Annotated in this window: 20 protein-coding genes and 4 tRNA genes; 3 read left to right on the plus strand and 21 right to left on the minus strand. The window is 39.6% G+C overall.

All coding sequences use genetic code 11. The features are described 5' to 3' along the window. Window positions 1-136: 136 nt before the first annotated feature. The 18 genes from rpsJ to ACO05G_RS13080 all read right to left on the minus strand — a co-directional run bounded on the left by rpsJ (window position 137) and on the right by ACO05G_RS13080 (window position 16,905). Window positions 137-442 carry a 30S ribosomal protein S10 gene (rpsJ, locus tag ACO05G_RS12995; RefSeq protein WP_089356797.1) on the minus strand — a complete coding sequence of 102 codons (306 nt, stop codon included), beginning with the start codon at window positions 440-442 and terminating at the stop codon, window positions 137-139. A gap of 19 nt (window positions 443-461) precedes the next feature. Further along, window positions 462-2,570 (minus strand): elongation factor G, encoded by a 2,109-nt coding sequence (gene fusA / locus ACO05G_RS13000; RefSeq protein ID WP_421763153.1) that lies wholly within the window; start codon window positions 2,568-2,570, stop codon window positions 462-464. A gap of 8 nt (window positions 2,571-2,578) precedes the next feature. Then, a complete protein-coding gene (gene rpsG / locus ACO05G_RS13005; protein WP_348283880.1) occupies window positions 2,579-3,046 on the minus strand; it encodes a 30S ribosomal protein S7 in 468 nt (155 codons plus the stop codon). A 12-nt stretch (window positions 3,047-3,058) separates the two neighbouring features. Continuing rightward, window positions 3,059-3,433, minus strand: a complete 375-nt coding sequence (gene rpsL, locus ACO05G_RS13010) for a 30S ribosomal protein S12 (RefSeq protein WP_089356794.1) — start codon at window positions 3,431-3,433, stop codon at window positions 3,059-3,061. 118 nt (window positions 3,434-3,551) lie between these two features. Next, window positions 3,552-3,884 carry a DUF3467 domain-containing protein gene (locus ACO05G_RS13015; RefSeq protein WP_348283881.1) on the minus strand — a complete coding sequence of 111 codons (333 nt, stop codon included), beginning with the start codon at window positions 3,882-3,884 and terminating at the stop codon, window positions 3,552-3,554. 5 nt (window positions 3,885-3,889) lie between these two features. Beyond that, window positions 3,890-8,200: a DNA-directed RNA polymerase subunit beta' gene (gene rpoC / locus ACO05G_RS13020; RefSeq protein WP_421763154.1), complete on the minus strand. Its 4,311-nt coding sequence runs from the start codon at window positions 8,198-8,200 to the stop codon at window positions 3,890-3,892. A gap of 55 nt (window positions 8,201-8,255) precedes the next feature. Further along, the gene (gene rpoB, locus ACO05G_RS13025; protein WP_421763155.1) at window positions 8,256-12,125 is read right to left on the minus strand and encodes a DNA-directed RNA polymerase subunit beta; all 3,870 of its coding nucleotides are present in this window, start codon (window positions 12,123-12,125) and stop codon (window positions 8,256-8,258) included. 125 nt (window positions 12,126-12,250) lie between these two features. Further along, window positions 12,251-12,631 carry a 50S ribosomal protein L7/L12 gene (rplL, locus tag ACO05G_RS13030; protein ID WP_348283884.1) on the minus strand — a complete coding sequence of 127 codons (381 nt, stop codon included), beginning with the start codon at window positions 12,629-12,631 and terminating at the stop codon, window positions 12,251-12,253. 32 nt (window positions 12,632-12,663) lie between these two features. Continuing rightward, entirely contained in the window at window positions 12,664-13,194 is a 531-nt protein-coding gene (gene rplJ, locus ACO05G_RS13035; protein WP_421763156.1) for a 50S ribosomal protein L10, read from the minus strand. Between the two features lie 5 nt (window positions 13,195-13,199). Beyond that, window positions 13,200-13,898 (minus strand): 50S ribosomal protein L1, encoded by a 699-nt coding sequence (gene rplA / locus ACO05G_RS13040; protein ID WP_348283886.1) that lies wholly within the window; start codon window positions 13,896-13,898, stop codon window positions 13,200-13,202. A gap of 9 nt (window positions 13,899-13,907) precedes the next feature. Further along, complete coding sequence (gene rplK / locus ACO05G_RS13045) at window positions 13,908-14,351, minus strand: 50S ribosomal protein L11 (protein WP_421763157.1); 444 nt, start codon at window positions 14,349-14,351, stop codon at window positions 13,908-13,910. Window positions 14,352-14,362: 11 nt separating this feature from the next. Further along, on the minus strand, window positions 14,363-14,926 hold the full coding sequence (nusG, locus tag ACO05G_RS13050) for a transcription termination/antitermination protein NusG (RefSeq protein WP_348283888.1): 564 nt from the start codon (window positions 14,924-14,926) through the stop codon (window positions 14,363-14,365). Between the two features lie 15 nt (window positions 14,927-14,941). Beyond that, window positions 14,942-15,133 (minus strand): preprotein translocase subunit SecE, encoded by a 192-nt coding sequence (gene secE / locus ACO05G_RS13055; protein ID WP_348283889.1) that lies wholly within the window; start codon window positions 15,131-15,133, stop codon window positions 14,942-14,944. Window positions 15,134-15,154: 21 nt separating this feature from the next. Further along, window positions 15,155-15,227: transfer RNA gene (locus ACO05G_RS13060), tRNA-Trp, on the minus strand. A gap of 95 nt (window positions 15,228-15,322) precedes the next feature. Then, entirely contained in the window at window positions 15,323-16,510 is a 1,188-nt protein-coding gene (gene tuf, locus ACO05G_RS13065) for an elongation factor Tu (protein ID WP_348283890.1), read from the minus strand. A 68-nt stretch (window positions 16,511-16,578) separates the two neighbouring features. Further along, window positions 16,579-16,650 (minus strand) — tRNA-Thr (locus ACO05G_RS13070). Between the two features lie 90 nt (window positions 16,651-16,740). Continuing rightward, window positions 16,741-16,813 (minus strand) — tRNA-Gly (locus tag ACO05G_RS13075). A gap of 6 nt (window positions 16,814-16,819) precedes the next feature. Continuing rightward, window positions 16,820-16,905: transfer RNA gene (locus tag ACO05G_RS13080), tRNA-Tyr, on the minus strand. A gap of 254 nt (window positions 16,906-17,159) precedes the next feature. Between ACO05G_RS13080 and ACO05G_RS13085 the strand changes: the two genes are divergently transcribed. The 3 genes from ACO05G_RS13085 to frr are packed head-to-tail and all read left to right on the plus strand — an operon-like array spanning window position 17,160 to window position 18,989. Further along, on the plus strand, window positions 17,160-17,654 hold the full coding sequence (locus tag ACO05G_RS13085; RefSeq protein ID WP_421763158.1) for an acetyl-CoA carboxylase biotin carboxyl carrier protein subunit: 495 nt from the start codon (window positions 17,160-17,162) through the stop codon (window positions 17,652-17,654). A 57-nt stretch (window positions 17,655-17,711) separates the two neighbouring features. Continuing rightward, entirely contained in the window at window positions 17,712-18,419 is a 708-nt protein-coding gene (pyrH, locus tag ACO05G_RS13090) for a UMP kinase (protein ID WP_421763159.1), read from the plus strand. A gap of 15 nt (window positions 18,420-18,434) precedes the next feature. After that, complete coding sequence (gene frr / locus ACO05G_RS13095; RefSeq protein ID WP_348283893.1) at window positions 18,435-18,989, plus strand: ribosome recycling factor; 555 nt, start codon at window positions 18,435-18,437, stop codon at window positions 18,987-18,989. Window position 18,990: 1 nt separating this feature from the next. Here frr and nadD read toward each other — a convergent pair whose 3' ends face one another. From nadD to ACO05G_RS13110, 3 genes are all read right to left on the minus strand, one after another. Further along, on the minus strand, window positions 18,991-19,563 hold the full coding sequence (gene nadD / locus ACO05G_RS13100; RefSeq protein ID WP_348283894.1) for a nicotinate (nicotinamide) nucleotide adenylyltransferase: 573 nt from the start codon (window positions 19,561-19,563) through the stop codon (window positions 18,991-18,993). Next, window positions 19,563-20,129: a guanylate kinase gene (gene gmk / locus ACO05G_RS13105; RefSeq protein ID WP_421763160.1), complete on the minus strand. Its 567-nt coding sequence runs from the start codon at window positions 20,127-20,129 to the stop codon at window positions 19,563-19,565. The genes nadD and gmk overlap by 1 nt, the downstream gene beginning before the upstream one ends. 368 nt (window positions 20,130-20,497) lie before the next feature. Beyond that, window positions 20,498-21,088, minus strand: a complete 591-nt coding sequence (locus ACO05G_RS13110) for a sigma-70 family RNA polymerase sigma factor (RefSeq protein WP_348283896.1) — start codon at window positions 21,086-21,088, stop codon at window positions 20,498-20,500. Window positions 21,089-21,273: the final 185 nt, after the last annotated feature.

The raw sequence follows: 21,273 nt of genomic DNA on the forward strand, positions 1-21,273 counted from the left end.
AAACTTTTCGTGAAAAGGACTGCAAAGATAGCAAATCCACTTGCCGAACAAAAAAATTGTTCGGTTATTTTTTAGACAAAAAAAGAACCAATCGATACGGACCAATTGGTTCTCCATTTTGGGGTTAAAAACCCAATTATACTTTAATCTCAACGTCTACTCCACTAGGAAGCTCAAGCTTCATTAGTGCATCTACTGTTTTGGCGCTGTTGCTATAGATATCTACCAGTCTCTTGTATGTGCAAAGCTGAAATTGCTCTCTGGCTTTTTTGTTCACATGTGGAGATTTCAAAACAGTGAATTTTTCTTTCACAGTTGGTAGAGGAATTGGACCGCTAACAACCGCTCCGGTAGTCTTTACCGCTCGAACAATTTTCTCAGAAGACTTGTCAACCAAGTTGTGATCGTAAGATTTAAGCTTTATTCTAATTTTCTGATTCATGATCTTTTAATCAATTCTTTTATACGTTGGCTGTGCCTTTCACATCTGCAATGATTCCTTCAGCGATATTCTTAGGCACCTGATCGTAGTGTGAGAACGTCAGTGAAGCTGTAGCTCGTCCTGAACTGTTCGTTCTAAGGTCAGTTACATATCCGAATAGTTCGGATAAAGGAACATCTGCTTTGATTACTGCGGAAGTACCTCTTGTATCCATTCCCTTCATCATCCCTCTTCGCTTATTCAAATCCCCGGTAATTGTACCTGTGTACTCATCCGGAGTAACAACTTCCACAGCCATAATCGGCTCCAGAATTACTGGACCACATTTTGAAGCAGCAGATTTAAACCCTGAACGAGCAGCTAATTCGAACGATAGTGAATCTGAATCCACATCGTGGAATGAACCGTGGTATAATCTTACCTTCATTGTATCCACCGGATACCCAGCTAAAGGTCCATTCACCATTGCTTGTTCAAAGCCCTTCTGAATCGCAGGAATAAATTCTTTTGGAATTACCCCTCCAACAATTTCATTTACGAACTGAAGTCCATCTTTCTCGTAATCTTCATCTTTTGGACCTATTTCAAATACAATATCAGCGAACTTACCTCGACCACCAGACTGTTTCTTATAAACTTCCTTGTGCTCAATAGAAGTAGTAATTGCTTCTTTGTATGCTACTTGTGGAGCTCCCTGGTTGATTTCAACCTTAAACTCTCTTTTAAGTCGATCGATGATAATATCTAAGTGAAGCTCTCCCATTCCTTTCAGGATAGTTTGACCGGTTTCATGGTTGGTTTCTACCTGTAAGGTTGGATCTTCTTCAATTAGTTTACCTATTGCAATACCTAATTTATCGACATCTGCCTGAGTCTTAGGCTCAATAGCGTAACCAATAACAGGATCAGGGAATACCATTGACTCAAGAACGATTTTTGCTTTCTCGTTGCAGAGCGTATCTCCCGTTTTAATGTCTTTGAATCCAACAACAGCTCCAATATCTCCACAATGAAGTTTATCAATTTGGTTTTGCTTGTTGGCGTGCATCTGAAAGATTCGTGAAATACGTTCTTTCTTGCTTGTTCGTGTATTGTAAATATAAGATCCGGATTCCAGCGTTCCTGAATACGATCTCACGAAGCAAAGACGCCCAACGAATGGATCTGTTGCAATCTTGAAAGCAAGTGCTGCAAATGGCTCATCGCTTGAAGGCTTCCTTGTAGTTGGTTCTTCAGTATCTGGATTTGTACCAGTAATGCTATCTCTATCCAATGGTGAAGGAAGTAATTCCATCACGTAATTCAATAGCGTCTGAACACCTTTATTCTTAAAAGCGGAACCACAAAGCATTGGCACAAAAGCCAAATCAATGGTTGCGGCTCTAAGAGCAGCTACTATTTCGTCTCTAGTGATGCTTTCAGGATCTTCGAAGTATTTTTCCATCAAGTTTTCGTCGTATTCTGCTACTGACTCAACAAGATGCTCTCTATATTCGGTTACTTCTTCCTGCATATCAGCAGGAATTTCAATTTCTTCGAATGTCATACCCATATCCTCCTCGTTCCAGATATAGGCTTTGTTTTCTACTAAGTCTACAACTCCTTTGAAGTTGTCTTCAGCTCCTATAGGCAACTGAAGTGGTACTGCTTTAGTACCTAACATTTCTTTTACTTGCTTACAAACTTTTAGGAAGTCAGCTCCTGAACGGTCCATTTTATTGACGAACCCAATTCTTGCAACTTTATAATTATCCGCAAGTCTCCAGTTAGTTTCTGATTGAGGCTCTACACCATCCACAGCACTAAAAAGAAAAACCAATCCATCAAGCACACGCAATGATCTATTTACCTCTACGGTAAAATCAACGTGTCCTGGTGTATCGATTATATTGATATGATAATCCTCATCCTTATACTTCCAGAATACAGTAGTGGCAGCTGAAGTAATCGTGATACCTCTTTCCTGCTCCTGCTCCATCCAGTCCATTGTAGCGCCCCCATCGTGTACCTCACCGATTTTGTGATTGATACCCGCATAATAAAGAATACGCTCAGTGGTTGTTGTTTTTCCGGCATCAATGTGTGCTGCGATACCGATATTCCTTGTAAGTCTTAAGTCTCTTGCCATTTTAGTTCTTAGAATCTGAAGTGTGAGAATGCTTTGTTAGCTTCAGCCATTCTGTGCATGTCGTCTTTTTTCTTCACAGCGGCTCCTTCACCTTTTGATGCAGCGATGATTTCATTTGCAAGACGATCTTCCATTGTTTTCTCGCCCCGTAATCTTGCATACTTAATCATCCATTTGATGCCAAGAGCAATTTTTCGATCTGGTCTAACTTCAATCGGAACCTGGAAATTAGCTCCTCCAACTCTTCTCGCCTTCACCTCAACAGATGGCATAATATTGCTCAATGCTGTTTTCCAGATTTCAAGACCATTTTCTTTTGTCTTTTCCTCTACTTGAGTGATCGCACTGTAGAAGATTTTGTAAGAAATACTTTTTTTACCGTCGAACATTAGATTGTTCACAAACTTGGTAACTAAGGTATCCTGATAAATAGGATCAGGAAGGATGTATCTCTTTTTAGGTTTTGCTTTTCTCATTTCTCCTGCAAATTATTTTTTAGGTCGCTTAGCGCCGTATTTAGATCTTCTTTGTAGACGTCCGTTTACACCAGCTGTATCCAACGCACCTCGAATGATGTGATACCTAACACCAGGTAAATCTTTTACTCTACCACCTCTGATAAGCACAATAGAGTGCTCTTGAAGGTTGTGTCCTTCTCCAGGGATATAAGCATTTACTTCTTTACCGTTGGTAAGTCTTACCCTTGCCACCTTTCTCATTGCTGAGTTAGGCTTCTTAGGAGTGGTAGTATATACACGCGTACATACTCCTCTTCTTTGTGGACATGAATCCAATGCTGGGGATTTAGACTTTGAAGTCAGCTTTTTTCTACCCTTCCTTACTAATTGTTGTATAGTTGGCATACGCTATAATTTCTAATCGTCCCAAAATTTGGGAACGCAAAGATAGATATATTGAGATTATATCAAAAAGTTAAAAGATTAATTAACGGGATTATTTATAGAAATATTAAGATTCATCTCAAGCCTCACCCATTGTCCCTCCAAAATTCATAGGGAATTTTGGCATTTCATCAGCTTGTTTAACCTCTCCGAATGAGGCTTCATACTTCTTAATATTATCCTGAAGTGCATGCAAAAGCCTTTTTGCATGTTCTGGTGTTACCACAATTCGTGATTTCACCTTGGCTTTTGGAACGCCTGGCATCAGACGGATAAAGTCAATAACAAATTCACTGCTTGAATGAGCAATCATAGCCAGATTGGCATAGATACCCTCGGCAGTTTCCTCCGAGAGCTCTATGTTGATCTGATTATTTGGATTTTTATCGTCTTTTTTCTGATCGTCACTCATAAACCTTAGGCTTCTTCAACCTCTTTGGATTCAAATTCCTCTTTGGAAGAAACTAATTTATCATATTCCTCCTGAGAATTAACGATATATTTCTGATGCTTTCTAATTCCAGTTCCTGCAGGAATCAAGTGACCAACGATCACATTTTCCTTCAATCCAATTAAAGTATCTGCTTTTCCTTTGATAGAGGCTTCACTCAATACTTTAGTTGTTTCCTGGAATGATGCTGCAGAAATGAAGCTTTCTGTACCTAATGAAGCTTGCGTAATTCCCTGAAGCGTTGGTTTACCGGTTGCAGGTTCTGCATCTCTTGTAATCATAGGCTTAAGGTCTCTTCGCTTCAGACTAGAAACTTCGTCTCTAAGGCTTCTCGCATCAATAATCTGTCCTGCTTTGTAATTCGTAGAATCACCAGGTTCAACAACTACCTTCTTATCAAGGATGGTATCGTTTTCTTCCATGAAAGCAAAACGATCTGCAAGTTGATTAGTCAAGAAGCTGGTATCACCCGGATTCTCAATTACCACTTTCTGCATCATTTGACGAACGATCGCCTCGATGTGCTTATCATTGATCTTCACCCCTTGCAATCGGTATACCTCCTGAATTTCATTCACCAAATATTCCTGAACTGCTGTTGGACCTTTGATCTTTAGGATATCCGCTGGTGTAATTGCTCCATCAGATAGTGCGTCTCCAGCTCTAACGTAATCATTATCTTGAACGAGGATGTGCTTAGAAAGCGGTACCATGTAACGCTTTTTCACGCCATCCTTGGATTCAATATAAATTTCTCTATTACCTCTCTTGATCCCACCGTATTCTACAACACCATCAATTTCACTAACTACAGCAGGGTTCGAAGGATTTCTTGCCTCGAATAACTCTGTTACTCTGGGAAGACCCCCGGTAATATCTCTTGACTTACCTGTTTTTCTTGGAATCTTAGCGAGCACTTGTCCCGGCTTAATTTTGTCTCCTTCCTCAACGGCCATGTGAGCACCCACAGGGATGTTATATGCCTTTTGAGTTGTTCCATCTTTGCCAACAACCTCAATCGCCGGGTTTTTAGTTTTATCTTTTGTGTCGATAATAACTTTCTCTCTGTGACCGGTTTGCTCATCAGACTCTTCCTTGAAAGTAACACCTTCGATGATCGAGTCGAATGATGCAGTTCCATCAAATTCTGACATGATAACTGCATTATAAGGATCCCAGTAGCATAGCTCATCGCCTTTAGCAACTTTGCCACCATCTTTCACCTTCAAGATTGCACCATAAGGGACGTGATTAGATATCAACACCTTCTCCTTCTTCGCATCCAGGATCTTGATCTCGCCCGAACGACCCATCACTACTTCTATCTTCTTACCTTCATCATCAGTTGATTTCACCGTTCTGAGCTCATCAAACTCAATCACACCCTCAAACTTCGCTTTAATGTTGGCATCAACAGCAATATTTGAGGCAGTACCCCCTACGTGGAATGTTCTCAATGTAAGCTGTGTACCTGGCTCACCAATTGATTGTGCCGCAATAACTCCAACAGCCTCACCAACGTGCGACATTCTGCCAGAAGACAAGTTTCTTCCGTAACACTTCGCACAAACTCCCTGACGAGTTTCACAAGTCAATACGGATCGTATTTCTACTTCTTCAATGCTTGAATTATCAATATAATCGGCAATTTCCTCAGTAAATTCTTTTCCAGACTCGATCACCAATTCTTCTGTGATCGGATCATATATATCATGTACAGAGACTCTACCCAAGATTCGCTCAGAAAGCGCCTCAACAACTTCTTCGTTATCCTTCAATGCCGAAACAGAAAGTCCTCTTAATGTTCCACAATCATCTTCATTAATAACTACATCCTGCGCTACATCTACAAGTCGACGTGTCAGGTAACCAGCATCAGCTGTTTTCAATGCAGTATCTGCAAGACCTTTTCTAGCACCGTGAGTTGAAATAAAGTACTCAATTACATCAAGCCCTTCTTTAAAGTTGGAAAGAATCGGGTTTTCAATGATTTCACCCACAGAACCTTGTAAATTCTTTTGTGGCTTAGCCATCAAACCTCTCATTCCACCAAGCTGACGAATCTGCTCTCTTGATCCCCTTGCACCTGAGTGCATCATCATGTAAATGGAGTTGAAGCCTTGATCATCTTCTTCCATTTGCTTCATCAATGAATTGGTCAACATGGTGTTCGTTCTTGTCCAGATATCGATCACCTGATTGTAACGCTCATTATCTGTGATTAGACCCATCAGATAGTTTTGCCATACAGCGTCAACCTCTTCTTTTGCTTGCGCTACTAGTTTCTCTTTTTCAGCAGGAACGTTGATGTTATCAAGTCCCATTGAAAGGCCTCCTTTGTAAGCCATTTGGAAACCAAGTGACTTAATATCATCCAGGAAGTGAGCTGTTCTTGCCATTCCAACAATCTTGAAGACATTAGAGATAATTTTTTGAAGTTTCTTCTTGGTTAGTAGCTCATCTACATACCCTACTTCCTCTGGTACAGATTCGTTAAATAGTACTCTACCTGCAACAGTTTCAATGATTTTACTTTCAAGTTCACCTATCTCATTTCTTACATTGGTTCTCACTTTAATGTAAGCATGCTGAGAAATCTGTTTCTCATTGAGTGCGATAATAACCTCTTCATGAGAGTAGAATATCTTTCCTTCTCCGGCTACCTTTTCTTTATCTGTGCTTCTTCGTCCTTTAGTTATGTAATAAAGACCTAATACCATGTCCTGAGAAGGTACCGCGATTGGTGCCCCATTTGCAGGGTTCAGTATATTGTGAGAAGAAAGCATCAGTAAAGAAGCTTCCAGAATTGCCTCATGTCCTAGTGGAACGTGAACAGCCATTTGGTCACCATCAAAATCGGCGTTGAACGCCGTACATGCCAATGGGTGAAGCTGAATTGCTTTTCCTTCAATCAATTTTGGCTGGAATGCCTGAATACCTAATCTGTGTAGTGTAGGAGCCCTGTTCAGTAATACCGGGTGTCCTTTCAATACATTTTCAAGAATATCCCAAACGACAGGATCTTTTCTGTCTACAATTTTCTTCGCGGATTTTACCGTTTTAACGATTCCCCTTTCGATCAATTTTCTGATAATAAATGGCTTGAATAGCTCTGCTGCCATGTTTTTAGGCAACCCGCACTCATGCATTTTCAACTCAGGTCCTACGACGATTACAGATCGACCGGAATAGTCTACCCTTTTACCCAATAGGTTTTGACGGAAACGACCTTGCTTACCTTTAAGCATATCACTTAAAGACTTCAATGCTCTATTTCCATCAGATCGAACAGCGTTTACTTTTCTTGAATTATCGAAAAGTGAATCCACCGCTTCCTGAAGCATTCTTTTCTCATTTCTAAGAATTACTTCCGGAGCTTTGATGTCAATAAGTCTCTTCAGACGATTATTTCTGATAATAACTCTTCTGTAGAGGTCATTCAAATCAGAAGTCGCAAATCGACCTCCATCTAGTGGAACTAAAGGACGTAATTCTGGTGGAATTACTGGGACCATTTTCACGATCATCCACTCAGGCTTGTTTTCGATTCTTGTTTTGGCATCTCTGAAGGCCTCAACAACTCTCAATCTCTTTAACGCCTCCGCTTTTCTCTGCTGAGAAGTGTCTGTAGCTGCCTGATGTCTTAGTTCAAATGAAAGCTCATCCAACTTTGTTCTTGCCAAAAGCATTTCTAATGCATCCGCACCCATCTTAGCGATGAATTTATTCGGATCATCATCATCAAGCATTTGGTTTTCTCTTGGAAGCTTATCCAGAATATCCAGGTATTCTTCTTCGGTAAGGAAGTCCAGCCTTGAAATTCCGTCTTCCTCCTTAGCTCCTGGTTGGATGACAATATATCTTTCGTAATAGATAATTTGATCCAACTTCTTTGTTGGTACTCCTAACAAATAACCAATCTTATTTGGTAGCGATTTGAAGTACCAGATATGAGCAACCGGGACAACCAATTCTATGTGGCCCATTCGCTCTCTTCGAACTTTCTTCTCCGTTACTTCAACACCGCATCGATCACAGATGATGCCTTTATATCGGATTCTTTTGTATTTACCACAGTGACACTCCCAATCTTTTACTGGACCGAAAATTCGCTCACAGAAAAGGCCGCCCATCTCAGGCTTGTACGTCCTGTAGTTGATGGTTTCAGGCTGAGTTACCTCACCATGCGAGCTTTCCAGAATCGATTCTGGAGACGCAAGACTGATAGTAACTTTTGAGAAGTCATTGTGAATTTTTTTGTTTTTTCTGAACGCCATGTTGTATATCAATAAAGCCTCCCGATTTCTCGGGAGAATGATTGTCAATAATTAATTAGTCCAAAGTAATTTCAAGAGCCAATCCTCTCAATTCATGTATTAATACATTGAATGATTCAGGAATGTTCGGCTTATTCATGTTCTCGCCTTTAACGATCGCTTCATAAGCTTTAGCTCTACCAATTACATCATCGGATTTGATTGTAAGAATCTCTTGAAGAACGTTGGCAGCACCAAATGCCTCCAATGCCCAAACCTCCATCTCTCCGAAACGCTGACCTCCAAACTGTGCCTTACCACCCAGCGGTTGCTGTGTAATAAGAGAGTATGGTCCGATACTTCTTGCGTGCATCTTATCATCTACTAAGTGACCTAGCTTCAGCATGTAGATAACACCAACTGTTACCGGCTGATCAAATCGTTCTCCAGAAAGCCCATCATATAGGTACGTTCTACCAAAGTTCGGTAGCCCCGCTTCCTTCAATTCGTTTTGAACTTCCTCTTCAGAAGCACCATCGAAAATTGGAGTAGCGTACTTTCTTCCAAGCTTCAATCCAGCCCATCCTAAAACGGTCTCATAGATCTGTCCAATGTTCATCCTTGATGGTACACCTAGTGGATTCAATACGATATCTACCGGAGTTCCATCTTCCATGAAAGGCATGTCTTCCTCACGAACAATTTTCGCAACCACACCTTTGTTCCCGTGACGACCTGCCATCTTATCACCCACTTGTAGTTTACGTTTCTTAGCAACATAAACCTTGGCAAGTTGAACGATACCAGCTGGAAGTTCATCTCCAACCTCTAGCGTAAATCTCTCTCTCTTGAAATGACCTGAAATATCATTTCTGTATCCCATGTAATTCTTGATAAGCTTGAATACCAGCTGATTTGTTTTTTCATCAGTTACCCAGTTTTCAATTATTAAGTCCGAGATAAGATTAGCCTCTTCGGGCACGTTGTAATTACTCTCATCTCTATACTTATTCTTAGGAGGGAAAAGGTTAGCTTCAATATTCTTTCTGCTAAACTTCACTCCCTTGCTCATTACTTCTTCACCAAACTTGTGCTTTATACCTTGACAGGTTTTCCCTTCAAGAAGTTTAGTGATTTTATCAATCATCGTAGTACGAGCTTCAGTCAATTGTTGGCTATACCTATTCTTAAGTAGCTCAACTTCTTTCTTTGCTCGTGCTCTTACGTCCTTATCTTTCTTCGGTCTGGAGAAAAGTTTGGTGTCAATTACTACACCTTTCAGAGAGGGGGACGCTTTCAATGAAGCATCTTTTACATCACCCGCTTTATCTCCGAAGATCGCTCTAAGCAGTTTTTCTTCCGGTGTTGGATCAGATTCTCCTTTAGGAGTGATCTTACCTATAAGGATATCACCCTCTTTAATTTCAGCGCCTGTTCGGATGATTCCATTTTCATCAAGATTTTTAACAGCCTCTTCGGAAACGTTTGGAATCTCACTTGTAAGTTCTTCCTCACCACGCTTGGTATCTCGAACTTCAAGCTCGAACTCATCGATATGAATAGATGTAAAGATATCTTCCCGAACGACTCGCTCAGAAATTACAATCGCATCCTCGAAGTTGTATCCCTGCCAAGGCATGAAGGCAACCTGCATATTGATCCCGAGCGCAAGCTCCCCTTTTTCAGTAGCAAATCCATCGCAAAGGGCTTGTCCTTTCTTAACCTTTTCTCCCTTTTCAACGATCGGTTTTAGATTGATACATGTATCCTGATTGGTTCTTCTGAACTTAACCAAGTCATATGTTACAACAGAATCATTAAATGAAATGACTTGCTGATCATCATCAAGGCTGTATCTTACCGTAATTTTAGTAGCATCGACGTATTCAATTACCCCATCTCCTTCTGCTCTAATCAAAGCTCTTGAATCCAGTGCAACACGCTCCTCAAGACCGGTTCCCACTATAGGTGCCTGTGGTCTCATTAATGGAACTGCTTGACGCTGCATGTTTGATCCCATTAAGGCCCTATTTGCATCATCATGTTCAAGGAATGGAATCATGGATGCTGCAACAGATACAATCTGGTTTGGAGCAACGTCCATGTAGCTAACTTCATCTTCACTGCAAAGTGGGAAGTCACCTTCAAATCGTGCTTTAATTTTGTCGTTTAAGAATTTACCTTTCTCTGACAATGGCGCATTTGCCTGAGCAATGTTATGGGTATCTTCCTCTTCTGCTGTCAGGTATTTTACATTACCTGACATATCTACTGTTCCTTTTCCTACCTCTCTATATGGTGTTTCAATGAATCCCATTTGATTCACTTTTGCGTGAACGCAAAGTGAAGAGATCAAACCAATATTTGGTCCCTCAGGTGTTTCAATTGTACATAGTCTACCGTAGTGGGTATAGTGAACATCTCGAACCTCGAAACCTGCTCTCTCTCGGGAGAGTCCTCCGGGCCCTAATGCTGACATTCTTCTTTTATGCGTTACCTCCGCAAGTGGATTCGTTTGATCCATAAACTGAGATAATTGATTCGTACCAAAGAATGAGTTAATTACTGAGGATAAAGTCCTTGCGTTGATTAGGTCAACTGGCTTAAAGTCTTCATTATCTCGAACATTCATTCTTTCTCGGATTGTTCTAGCCATTCTAGCTAAACCAACACCAAATTGAGAATACAGCTGTTCTCCTACTGTTCTTACCCTTCTATTACTTAAGTGATCAATATCATCGACCACTGCTTTACTGTTGATAAGTCCAATTAGGTACTTAACAATTAAGATAATATCCTCTGTAGATAGTACCCTTCTGTCCCAGTCAGTATCAATACCCAATTTTTTGTTAATTCGGTATCTTCCTACTTCTCCTAGGTCGTATCTTTTGTCAGAGAAGAATAAGCTGGTGATTATATCACGTGCAGTTTGTTCATCAGGAGCCTCCGTATTTCTCAACTGACGATAAATCTGCTCAACTGCCTCTTTCTCCGAGTTTGAATTATCCTTTTGGAGCGTATTATAAACGATGGAATATTCAGCAATATTCACATCCTTTCTATGGATAATGATTGATTTAGAACCAGAGTCAATGATTGTTTGAATATCATCTTCAGTGATCATGCTATCACGTTCCAGCACTACCTCGTTTCTATCAATAGAAACTACCTCTCCAGTATCTTCATCCACGAAATCCTCTGTCCAGGTTCTTAATACCCTTGCAGCAAGTCTTCGGTCGATAACTTTCTTAAGATCTTTTTCAGTCGCTTCAATCTCTTCTGATAGTCCAAAAAGGTCTAGAATTTCCTTATCTGAACCGTATCCGATAGACCTAAGAAGTGTGGTAATTGGAAACTTCTTTTTACGATCGATGTAAGCATACATTACATTGTTTACATCCGTTGCAAATTCAATCCAAGAACCTTTAAAAGGGATAATTCTTGCACTGTAAAGAAGGGTCCCGTTTGTGTGCTTGCTTTGTGCAAAGAATACACCTGGAGATCTATGCAGCTGTGATACAATCACTCGCTCAGCTCCATTAATTACGAATGAGCCTTTCTCAGTCATGTATGGGATATTTCCCAAAAACACTTCCTGCTCAATCGTTTCAAAATCTTCATTTTCTTCGTCATTACACAGTAGACGAAGTTTTGCCTTCAATGGAACTGAATATGTTAACCCTCGCTCAATACATTCTTGAATGCTGTATTTTGGAGGATCTACGGTGTAGTCCACAAATTCCAAGACGAAATTCTCTCTAGAATCCGTGATTGGAAAGTTTTCCATAAACACCTTATAAAGGCCTTCACCTTCCTTATGCTCAGCAGGTGTGTCTAGTTGGAAAAAGTCAACGAATGACTTTAATTGTACATCCAGGAAATCCGGATAATCAATAACTGATTTGATTGAAGAGAAATTGATTCTCGTGTTATTGTTGTTAGCCAAAGCTTACGGAGTTTTAGTTTAATAAATTTGAAAAAGAACGCTTAGCATTATATACAAACAGGAAAAGACCTGACCCTGACTTGCTTGTCAGGGGCCAGGCCCTATGCCTTTGTACTATGTGCTAATTACTTTAATTCTACTTCAGCACCAGCTTCCTCAAGCTGCTTTTTCAATGCTTCAGCTTCGTCCTTAGCGATACCTTCCTTCACTGCTTTAGGAGCACCGTCAACAAGCTCTTTTGCTTCTTTCAGGCCTAATCCAGTAAGTTCTTTTACCAACTTAACGATAGCAAGTTTTGCACCACCTGGAGACTTAAGGATCACGTCAAAAGAAGATTTTTCTTCTTCAGCGCCACCTTCAGCTCCACCACCACCAGCAACCATTACTGGTCCTGCTGCTGCAGCTGGCTCAATTCCGTACTCATCTTTAAGGATGTTAGCTAATTCGTTTACCTCTTTTACTGAAAGGTTTACTAATTGCTCTGCAAATTCTTTTAAATCCGCCATTTTATTAAGTGTTAATTCTGTTTTAAAAATTTTTAATTCTCTCTTTCTGAAAGTGTTTTAACAATGCCAGCAAGCTTATGTTCTCCACTCTGAAGCAGAGTAAGTACATTCTTAGCAGGCGATTGCAATAACGTGACGATATCACCAATAAGCTCTTGCTTAGATTTCAAGCTAGCAAGCGCTCCTAGTTGATCTTCACCAATGAATAAATCCGAGTCTATGGAAGCAGCCTTGAATTTCGGTCTATCGTTAGAATCCTCTTTCTTGAATTCTTTGATAATCTTCGCAGGAGCGTTCGCAATTTCATTTACGAACATTACACCAGACGTACCCTTCAATACTTCATCTAATGACGAGTAATCTCCTTCTACATTCTCAAGTGCCTTTTTGATAAGCGTGTTTTTAACAAGCTTATACTCTACTCCTTTGTTGAAGCACATTTCTCTGAACTTGTTGATCTCAGCTACTGTGAGTCCAGAAGTATCAGCTATATAGAAATGATCTGTTTCCTTAAACTTTTCAGTAAGGTCACTTATTAATTGTGCTTTGTCTTGTCGCGTCATAACTCTTAAATGTTCGCTATGCTACTTTTATCAATTGCTATTCCACTACTCATTGTTGATGATAGTGTAATCGACCTGAAGTACGTGCCTTTTGATGAGGCAGGCTTCAATTTTGAAACGGTCTGGATCATTTCTACAACATTCTCTCTGATCTTGTCAGCATCGAATGATACTTTACCCACACTTGTGTGGATGATTCCAAACTTATCAACCTTAAAGTCGATTTTACCAGCTTTCACTTCTTTCACTGCCTGTCCAATATCCATTGTCACTGTTCCTGACTTTGGATTAGGCATCAAACCTCTAGGTCCAAGAACCCGTCCGAGTTTACCAACCTGCGCCATCACTGTTGGCATGGTGATAATTACGTCAATATCCGTCCATCCTCCTTCAATCTTCTTCACATAATCATCTAAACCAACATGATCAGCACCAGCATCTTTTGCTTCTTGCTCTTTATCAGGTGTGCATAGCACCAATACTCTCACATCTTTTCCTACGCCATGAGGAAGAGATACTACTCCCCGAACCATTTGATCAGCTTTCTTTGGGTCAACACCCAATCGGATGTCAACATCGATAGAAGCATCAAACTTTGTGAAAGTAATTTCCTTCACAAGCTTGGAAGCCTCTTCCAAAGAATACTCTTTTCCGATCTCTAAAAGTTCGTGAGCTTTCTTTTGATTTTTTGTAAGCTTTCCCATTTCCAAATATTAATTTGCCCAAGGGGCTTTACCTGAAATTTTCACACCCATGCTTCTTGCAGTACCGGCAACCACTTTCATGGCAGACTCAATACTGAATGAGTTTAAATCCGGCATCTTAGTTTCAGCAATAACTTTCACCTGATCCCAAGATACTGACCCAACTTTCACACGGTTTGACTCGGAAGATCCTTTTTTCAACTTAGCGGCTTCCATTATTAGTGAAGCTGCCGGAGGCGTTTTAATTACAAAGTCGAAAGACTTATCTGTATAAATCGTAACAACAACCGGAAGAAGCTGTCCTGGCTTATCCTGAGTTCTTGCATTAAATTGCTTACAGAAGTCCATAATATTCAGACCTTTAGCTCCAAGCGCCGGTCCAACTGGTGGTGACGGATTTGCCGCCCCTCCACGAATCTGTAATTTCAAATAGCCTGATATTTCTTTAGCCATTTCTTACCTTATTAATCTTCTTTTTCTACCTGTATATAATTCAATTCGACAGGTGTATTTCTGCCAAAAATCTTAACCGTAACATTAAGCTTCTTACGATCCTCAAAAACCTCCTCTACTGTACCCGTGAAGCCACTAAAGGGACCGTCCATCACTTTCACACTCTCACCCACAATGAATGGGGTATCGAGCTTCTCTTCGTATTCCTCAACCTCATCAACCTTACCAAGGATTCTATTCACCTCAGCTTGTCTTAAAGGAATTGGATCTTTTGTAGTGCTACTTCCTGTTGATCCTAGAAAGCCGATCACATTTGGAATTAGCTCTTTATTCGTTACCAGGTGTTGTACCTCGCCATTGGAGAAGTCAGCTTGGATCAATACATATCCTGGAAAAAAATTTCTTTCTCTTACTCTTTTTTTACCGTTTCGCATCTCGTATACTTTTTCCGAAGGAATAAGTACCTGAGGGATGTAATCAGCTAATTCCTGACGAACGACTTCATTTTCGATCGCTTCTTTAACTTTTCTTTCCTTACCGCTTACGGCTCGTACTACGTACCACTTATGCTCCATCCTGACCCGTACGTATTATAGTTCTTGGTAAATAAATTCCATTAAATTCTCGAAGGCATAGTCTATTGCACCAATCATAAGTGCAAAGATCAATGAAGCAACTAGCACCAAAATGGCACTGTTTTGCAAATCGCTATACTTCGGCCATGACACTTTATGTGACAGCTCGTCGTATGACTCTTTGAAAAAAGTAATAACTTTAGACATAATTTTCCTTCAAATTAAAAGCACGGGAGGAGGGACTCGAACCCCCAACCAACGGTTTTGGAGACCGCTACTCTACCAATTGAGCTACACCCGTAAAAAACAAGCAGTCCCAAAAGGACTGCAAATTTAGAGTAATCAGTTTGTATAAACAAATCCCGACTACACTGTGTGCGTCGGGATAATTATTTATTAATCAAGAATTTCAGTTACCTGACCTGAACCTACAGTTCGTCCACCTTCTCTGATCGCAAATCGCAATCCTTTCTCTAGCGCAACTGGGTTAATTAAGTTCACTTCAATTGTAATGTTATCACCCGGCATTACCATCTCTACATTCTCAGGAAGCATAATCTCACCTGTTACATCTGTAGTTCTAAGGTAAAACTGAGGTCTGTATTTGTTAAAGAATGGAGTATGACGTCCACCTTCTTCTTTTGACAGAACGTAAACCTCTGCATTGAATTTCGCATGAGGTGTTACTGATCCTGGCTTACAGATAATCATACCTCTTTTGATCTGATCTTTTTCAATACCTCTCAAAAGAAGACCAACATTATCACCTGCCTCACCTCTATCTAGAATTTTACGGAACATCTCAACTCCAGTGATTGTGGACTTAAGGCCTTCAGCTCCCATACCAATGATATCAACAGGATCTCCAGAGTTAATTACCCCTCTTTCAATTCTACCTGTAGCAACTGTTCCTCTACCAGTAATTGAGAATACGTCCTCTACTGGCATCAAGAAATCTTTATCTACCGCTCTTTCTGGAAGTGGGATGTACTCATCCACAGCATCCATCAGCTCTTCAATTTTTTCTACCCACTTAGCATCTCCATTAAGACCGCCAAGCGCAGATCCTTGAATTACAGGGATATCATCACCTGGGAAGTCATAATCAGAAAGTAGTTCCCTGATCTCCATTTCAACTAATTCAAGAAGTTCTGGATCATCAACCAAATCAACTTTGTTCATGAAGACAACTAGTGCTGGTACACCTACCTGCCTTGAAAGAAGGATGTGCTCTCTTGTTTGAGGCATTGGGCCATCAGTTGCTGCTACAACGATAATAGCTCCATCCATCTGAGCTGCTCCTGTTACCATGTTTTTTACATAATCCGCGTGACCAGGGCAGTCCACGTGAGCATAGTGACGTTTTTCCGTCTGATACTCAATGTGTGAAGTATTAATGGTAATACCTCTTTCCTTCTCTTCCGGTGCGTTATCGATAGAAGAGAAATCTTTAATATCTGCTAAACCTTTTCCAGCCAGTACAGCCGAAATTGCAGCAGTTAAAGTTGTTTTACCATGGTCAACGTGTCCGATTGTACCAATATTTACGTGTGGTTTCGAACGATCAAAGGTTTCTTTAGCCATGCTTGATAATCCTCGTTTTGTTTAATTTATTGTTATTACTCTATTTTCTAATTCTTTCCTCTTAAAAGAGCCAATGAGGGGATTTGAACCCCTGACCTCTTCCTTACCAAGGAAACGCTCTACCCCTGAGCTACATCGGCTTTAACCAGAACTCTTGGAGTTCAGATTTTTGAACGAAAGAGCTCAAAGACTTTATCCTTACACTTTTCAGATATAAAGACAAAGATTTGAGCGGGTGACGAGGCTCGAACCCGCGACCTACAGCTTGGAAGGCTGTCGCTCTACCAACTGAGCTACACCCGCTTAAAATGGTGGGGAGAGCAGGATTCGAACCTGCGAAGGAATACACCAACAGATTTACAGTCTGTCCTCGTTGGCCGCTTGAGTATCTCCCCTATTTAAAACACTTTTAAGAACAACTTTTTCCAGACGCTTTCCAGAAAAAGGATTGCAAAAGTATATCGTTTTTTGAACTAATCAAACTTTCATTTTCATATAAAAAACTAATTCATCAGTATTAACAGATTTTTTATTGAAACAGCTGATATTATTAAGCTTTTTAAGCTCTTAACGTGTAAAATTCCTTATGAAGTTTTGAATGCTCATTTCAATCAATAGCTTTGCTCAACTTTAATTTAACCTCATTTATATGTTACAAATACAGGTTGGTAATTCCGCGAAAATTAATTTAGAAAAGAAGAAGGATGAAATTTACCTGAATGATCAGCTCTTTGATGGGGAAATTGTAAGAATTAGTAATTCTTCTTTCAAAGTTTTCAAAGCCAATAAGATTTACCGAGTGGATGTTGTTGAATCTGAAGGGAAGGAAATGAAATTAAAGATCAATGATCAGTTGGTTGAGGTTTCAGTAACCGACCATATCGATCAAATTTTAGACAAACTTGGAATGAATATGGCGGCAAGCACTATAGTTAAGGATATTAAAGCACCAATGCCAGGATCTATTCTTAATATTCTTGTTTCCGAGGGAGATGAAGTTCAGCAAGGAGACAAATTACTTGTATTAGAAGCTATGAAAATGGAAAATGTCATTAAGGCTCCCGGAGAAGGTAAGGTGAGTAAAGTTCATATTAGAGAAAAAGGGAATGTAGAAAAAAATCAAGTGCTCATTACGTTCGAATAACCTGAGCTTAATCCTTATATATTTGCACGATTTAATCATATAGATTTAACAAAGAGAATGACCTACAAACGAATACTACTTAAGCTTAGCGGAGAGGCTTTAATGGGAGATCAAAACCACGGAATAGATTCGAATCGGTTGACCCAGTATGCAAAGGAAATAAAGCAAGTAGTGGATGATGGAATTGAGGTTGCTGTTGTGATCGGTGGTGGTAATATTTTCAGAGGTGTTGAAGCAGAATCATCCGGTATAGATAGAGTGCAAGGTGACTACATGGGAATGTTGGCAACTGTTATCAATGCCATGGCCCTTCAAAGTATGTTTGAAAAGCATGGCATGTACACTCGCTTAATGGCAGGTTTGAAAATGGAACAGGTTTGCGAGCCTTTCATAAGAAGAAGAGCTATAAGACATTTGGAAAAAGGTAGAGTTGTGATTTTTGGAGCGGGTATAGGTAATCCATATTTCACTACGGATTCTACTGCCAGCTTGAGAGCAATAGAAATAGAGGCTGATGTTGTGTTAAAGGGAACAAGGGTAGATGGTGTCTATTCAGCTGATCCTGAAAAAGATTCGGATGCCAAGAGGTTTTCTAAAATATCCTTTCAGGAAGCCTATGAGAAAAACCTGAACATTATGGACATGACTGCCTTTACACTTTGCCAGGAAAATAATTTACCTATAATTGTTTTTGATATGAACAAGCCGGGTAACCTGCAAAAAATTGTAGCTGGAGAAGAGGTTGGTACACTTATTCATTCATAATTTGAATTTTTTAACATGGAAGAAATAGAGATATATCTTGACACGGCAAAAGAAATGATGGAAAGTGCCGTTCAGCACACTAAAGATGAATTTGCCAAAATCCGAGCTGGTAAAGCCATGCCAAGTATGCTTGATGGAGTTGAGGTTGAATACTATGGATCAATGACTCCTTTAAACCAGGTGGCAGGAGTAACTACACCTGATGCACGAACACTGAGCGTAAAGCCATGGGAAAAAGCAATGCTTCAGGAAATTGAAAGAGCTATCATCAATAGTAATCTTGGATTTAATCCACAAAATGATGGTGAACAAATTCGTATAAACATTCCTCCTCTTACTGAAGAAAGAAGGATTCAGCTTATGAAACAAGTAAAAGCCGAAGCTGAGAAAGGAAAGATTAGTATAAGGAATGCCAGGAAAGACACTAATGATTCCTTGAAAAAGCTTGATGGTGTTTCAGAAGATCTAGTGAAAGGCGCAGAAGATGATGTGCAAAAACTAACAGACACTTACGTAGACAAAATCGACAGACTTGTTGAGATAAAGGAGAAGGATATCATGACTGTGTAAGCTACTGAAAGTGTTTTTTTGCTTTTATTAATTTTTCCACCGCTTCCGGAACCAAGTATTTAATTGATTTTCCTTCTTTGACGAGTTTTCTAATTAATGTAGCAGAAATGTCTACTTCGGGAGCGTCAATTATTGTAATATTTTCAAGTTTCTCCAGTTCCGACTTTGTTGAATTTGGTCTCGGATAGACAATCAATCCAAAATGTTCAAGAATTTGATCATGATTCTTCCATTTCGGAAATGAAGCGAGGTTGTCCTCTCCAATTATCAAATGAAATTTTTTTTCTGGGTACTTTTCCTGAAGAACTGTGAGCGTATCAATTGTATAACTGGGGCGTGGCATATTGAATTCCACATCATTAGACCGAAATTGATAGTCATCACCTATTGCAGCATTGACCATATCTAGCCTATCAAATTCGTGTAAGAGACTCTTGTTTTTTTTGAACGGGTTTTGTGGACTAACAATAAACCAAACTTCATCTACGCTGGTCGTCTCTTTCACGAGGTTAGCTATAATCATGTGCCCGGTGTGGATGGGATTAAATGAACCGAAAAATAATCCTACTTCCATTAACTCCTTATAAATGATTTTACAATCAATTCAGCCGTATCTATCGCATCATCTAAATTTTCATTAAGCACCACTTTATCGAAACATTTTTCTTCTTTCATTTCTTCTGATGCTTTACTGACCCTCATATTGAGTATCTCTTCGCTCTCCGTATTTCTCATTTGAAGTCGTTCTCTCAAAACGCTTTCGTCTTTCACTTTAACAAAAATCGAGATGGCTTTGTCTTTAAAGATTTCTTTGAGTTTTTTTCCCCCTTTAACATCTACATCGAAGATGACATGATTGCCCTCTGACCAAATTCTTTCAACTTCACTTCTAAGTGTTCCATAAAAAGTATCTGCGTAAACCTCTTCCCACTCCATAAGCTCTCCTGATTTTTGCTTTGCAGTAAATTCATCGACTGTATGAAAATAATAGTCTCGCCCATTGATTTCAGTGGGGCGTTGGGCTCGTGTAGTGGCAGAAATTGAAAAACGTAAACTTGGAATTCTATCTAGCAGACTATGAACGATAGTCGTTTTACCTGCACCTGATGGGGCAGAAAATATGATAGCTTTTCCTTTCATCCAGCGAAGTTAAGCCTGAAAAATTCAGGTGACAATACCTAATCAAGATACTTGTCTTAACGTACAATTTTACTTCGTATATCGTTAGCTAATGCGTGAGGAACGGCTTTGTTGTTAAGTTTTGTCCTAAGCAACTGACGGATTTGTTTTTCTACATTGTAGTGAGCAAAACAAACCATACACTTTTCAATGTGAGTATAGAAAAACTCTTCTTGGTTGGCAGTTGCTTCATTATCCAGCATCAGGTTTAAAATCCTCAGGCACTTATCAAAATCACTGCAACCACAATCGGGACAATCGGACATTTCAAGAAAGTTGTTTTGGTATTATTAAGTATGCAATGGAAAGAAAGACTAAAAAGTTCCTTTCTAATTATAGCCCATTGACAGAGCATAAGTCCCCAATTTTTCTCTCAGTAAATTTCTTGCTCTATGGAGTCTGGAACGGACTGTTCCTATCGGGATATCCAATATTTTCGCCATTTCTTCATATGTAAATCCTTCCAGGTCGCACAAGATCACTACGGTTCTAAAATCCACCGCCAAAGAATTTAGTGCATTACTGATTTCATCACCAATCATGTCTTTGGTAGTCTCCAATCTTAAATCTACAGTCGCGTTCGCCGGAGTATCTTCTGAGTTATAAAATTGTTCAACTTCCTGATAATCAACCTTAGCAGGTTGTTTACTTTTCTTTCTGTAATCGTTAATGAAACTATTCTTGAGAATTCTGTAAAGCCACGCTTTTGCATTAGTCCCTTCCTGAAACGAATTAATGAATCGAAATGCTTTCATGTAAGTATCCTGAACTAAATCCTTCGCATCGTCTTCATCGAAAGTAAGTCGATAAGCAAAATTGTACATAGAATCTACGTGCGGCATAAACTCACCATCGAAAACCTGTACTTTTTTAGTTTCAGAATATGTTCTTTTTACTGGTGTCTCTACTTGATTAGTCATTTGTCTTCACATTTTACGTGTATGTACATCAATATACGCGCTTGATTTAGAATAGTTCTAAATAAGTTCAATTGCATTGAATTACCTAGTATTAGAACTTCATTCATTACCTATTGTTCACTGTATGACACTATAAGTAACATAATCCAGCTAACCATTTCAATGCTAAAAACCTGCCACTTTCT

The organism is Ekhidna sp. (assembly GCF_965227465.1).
GTDB lineage: Bacteria > Bacteroidota > Bacteroidia > Cytophagales > Cyclobacteriaceae > Ekhidna.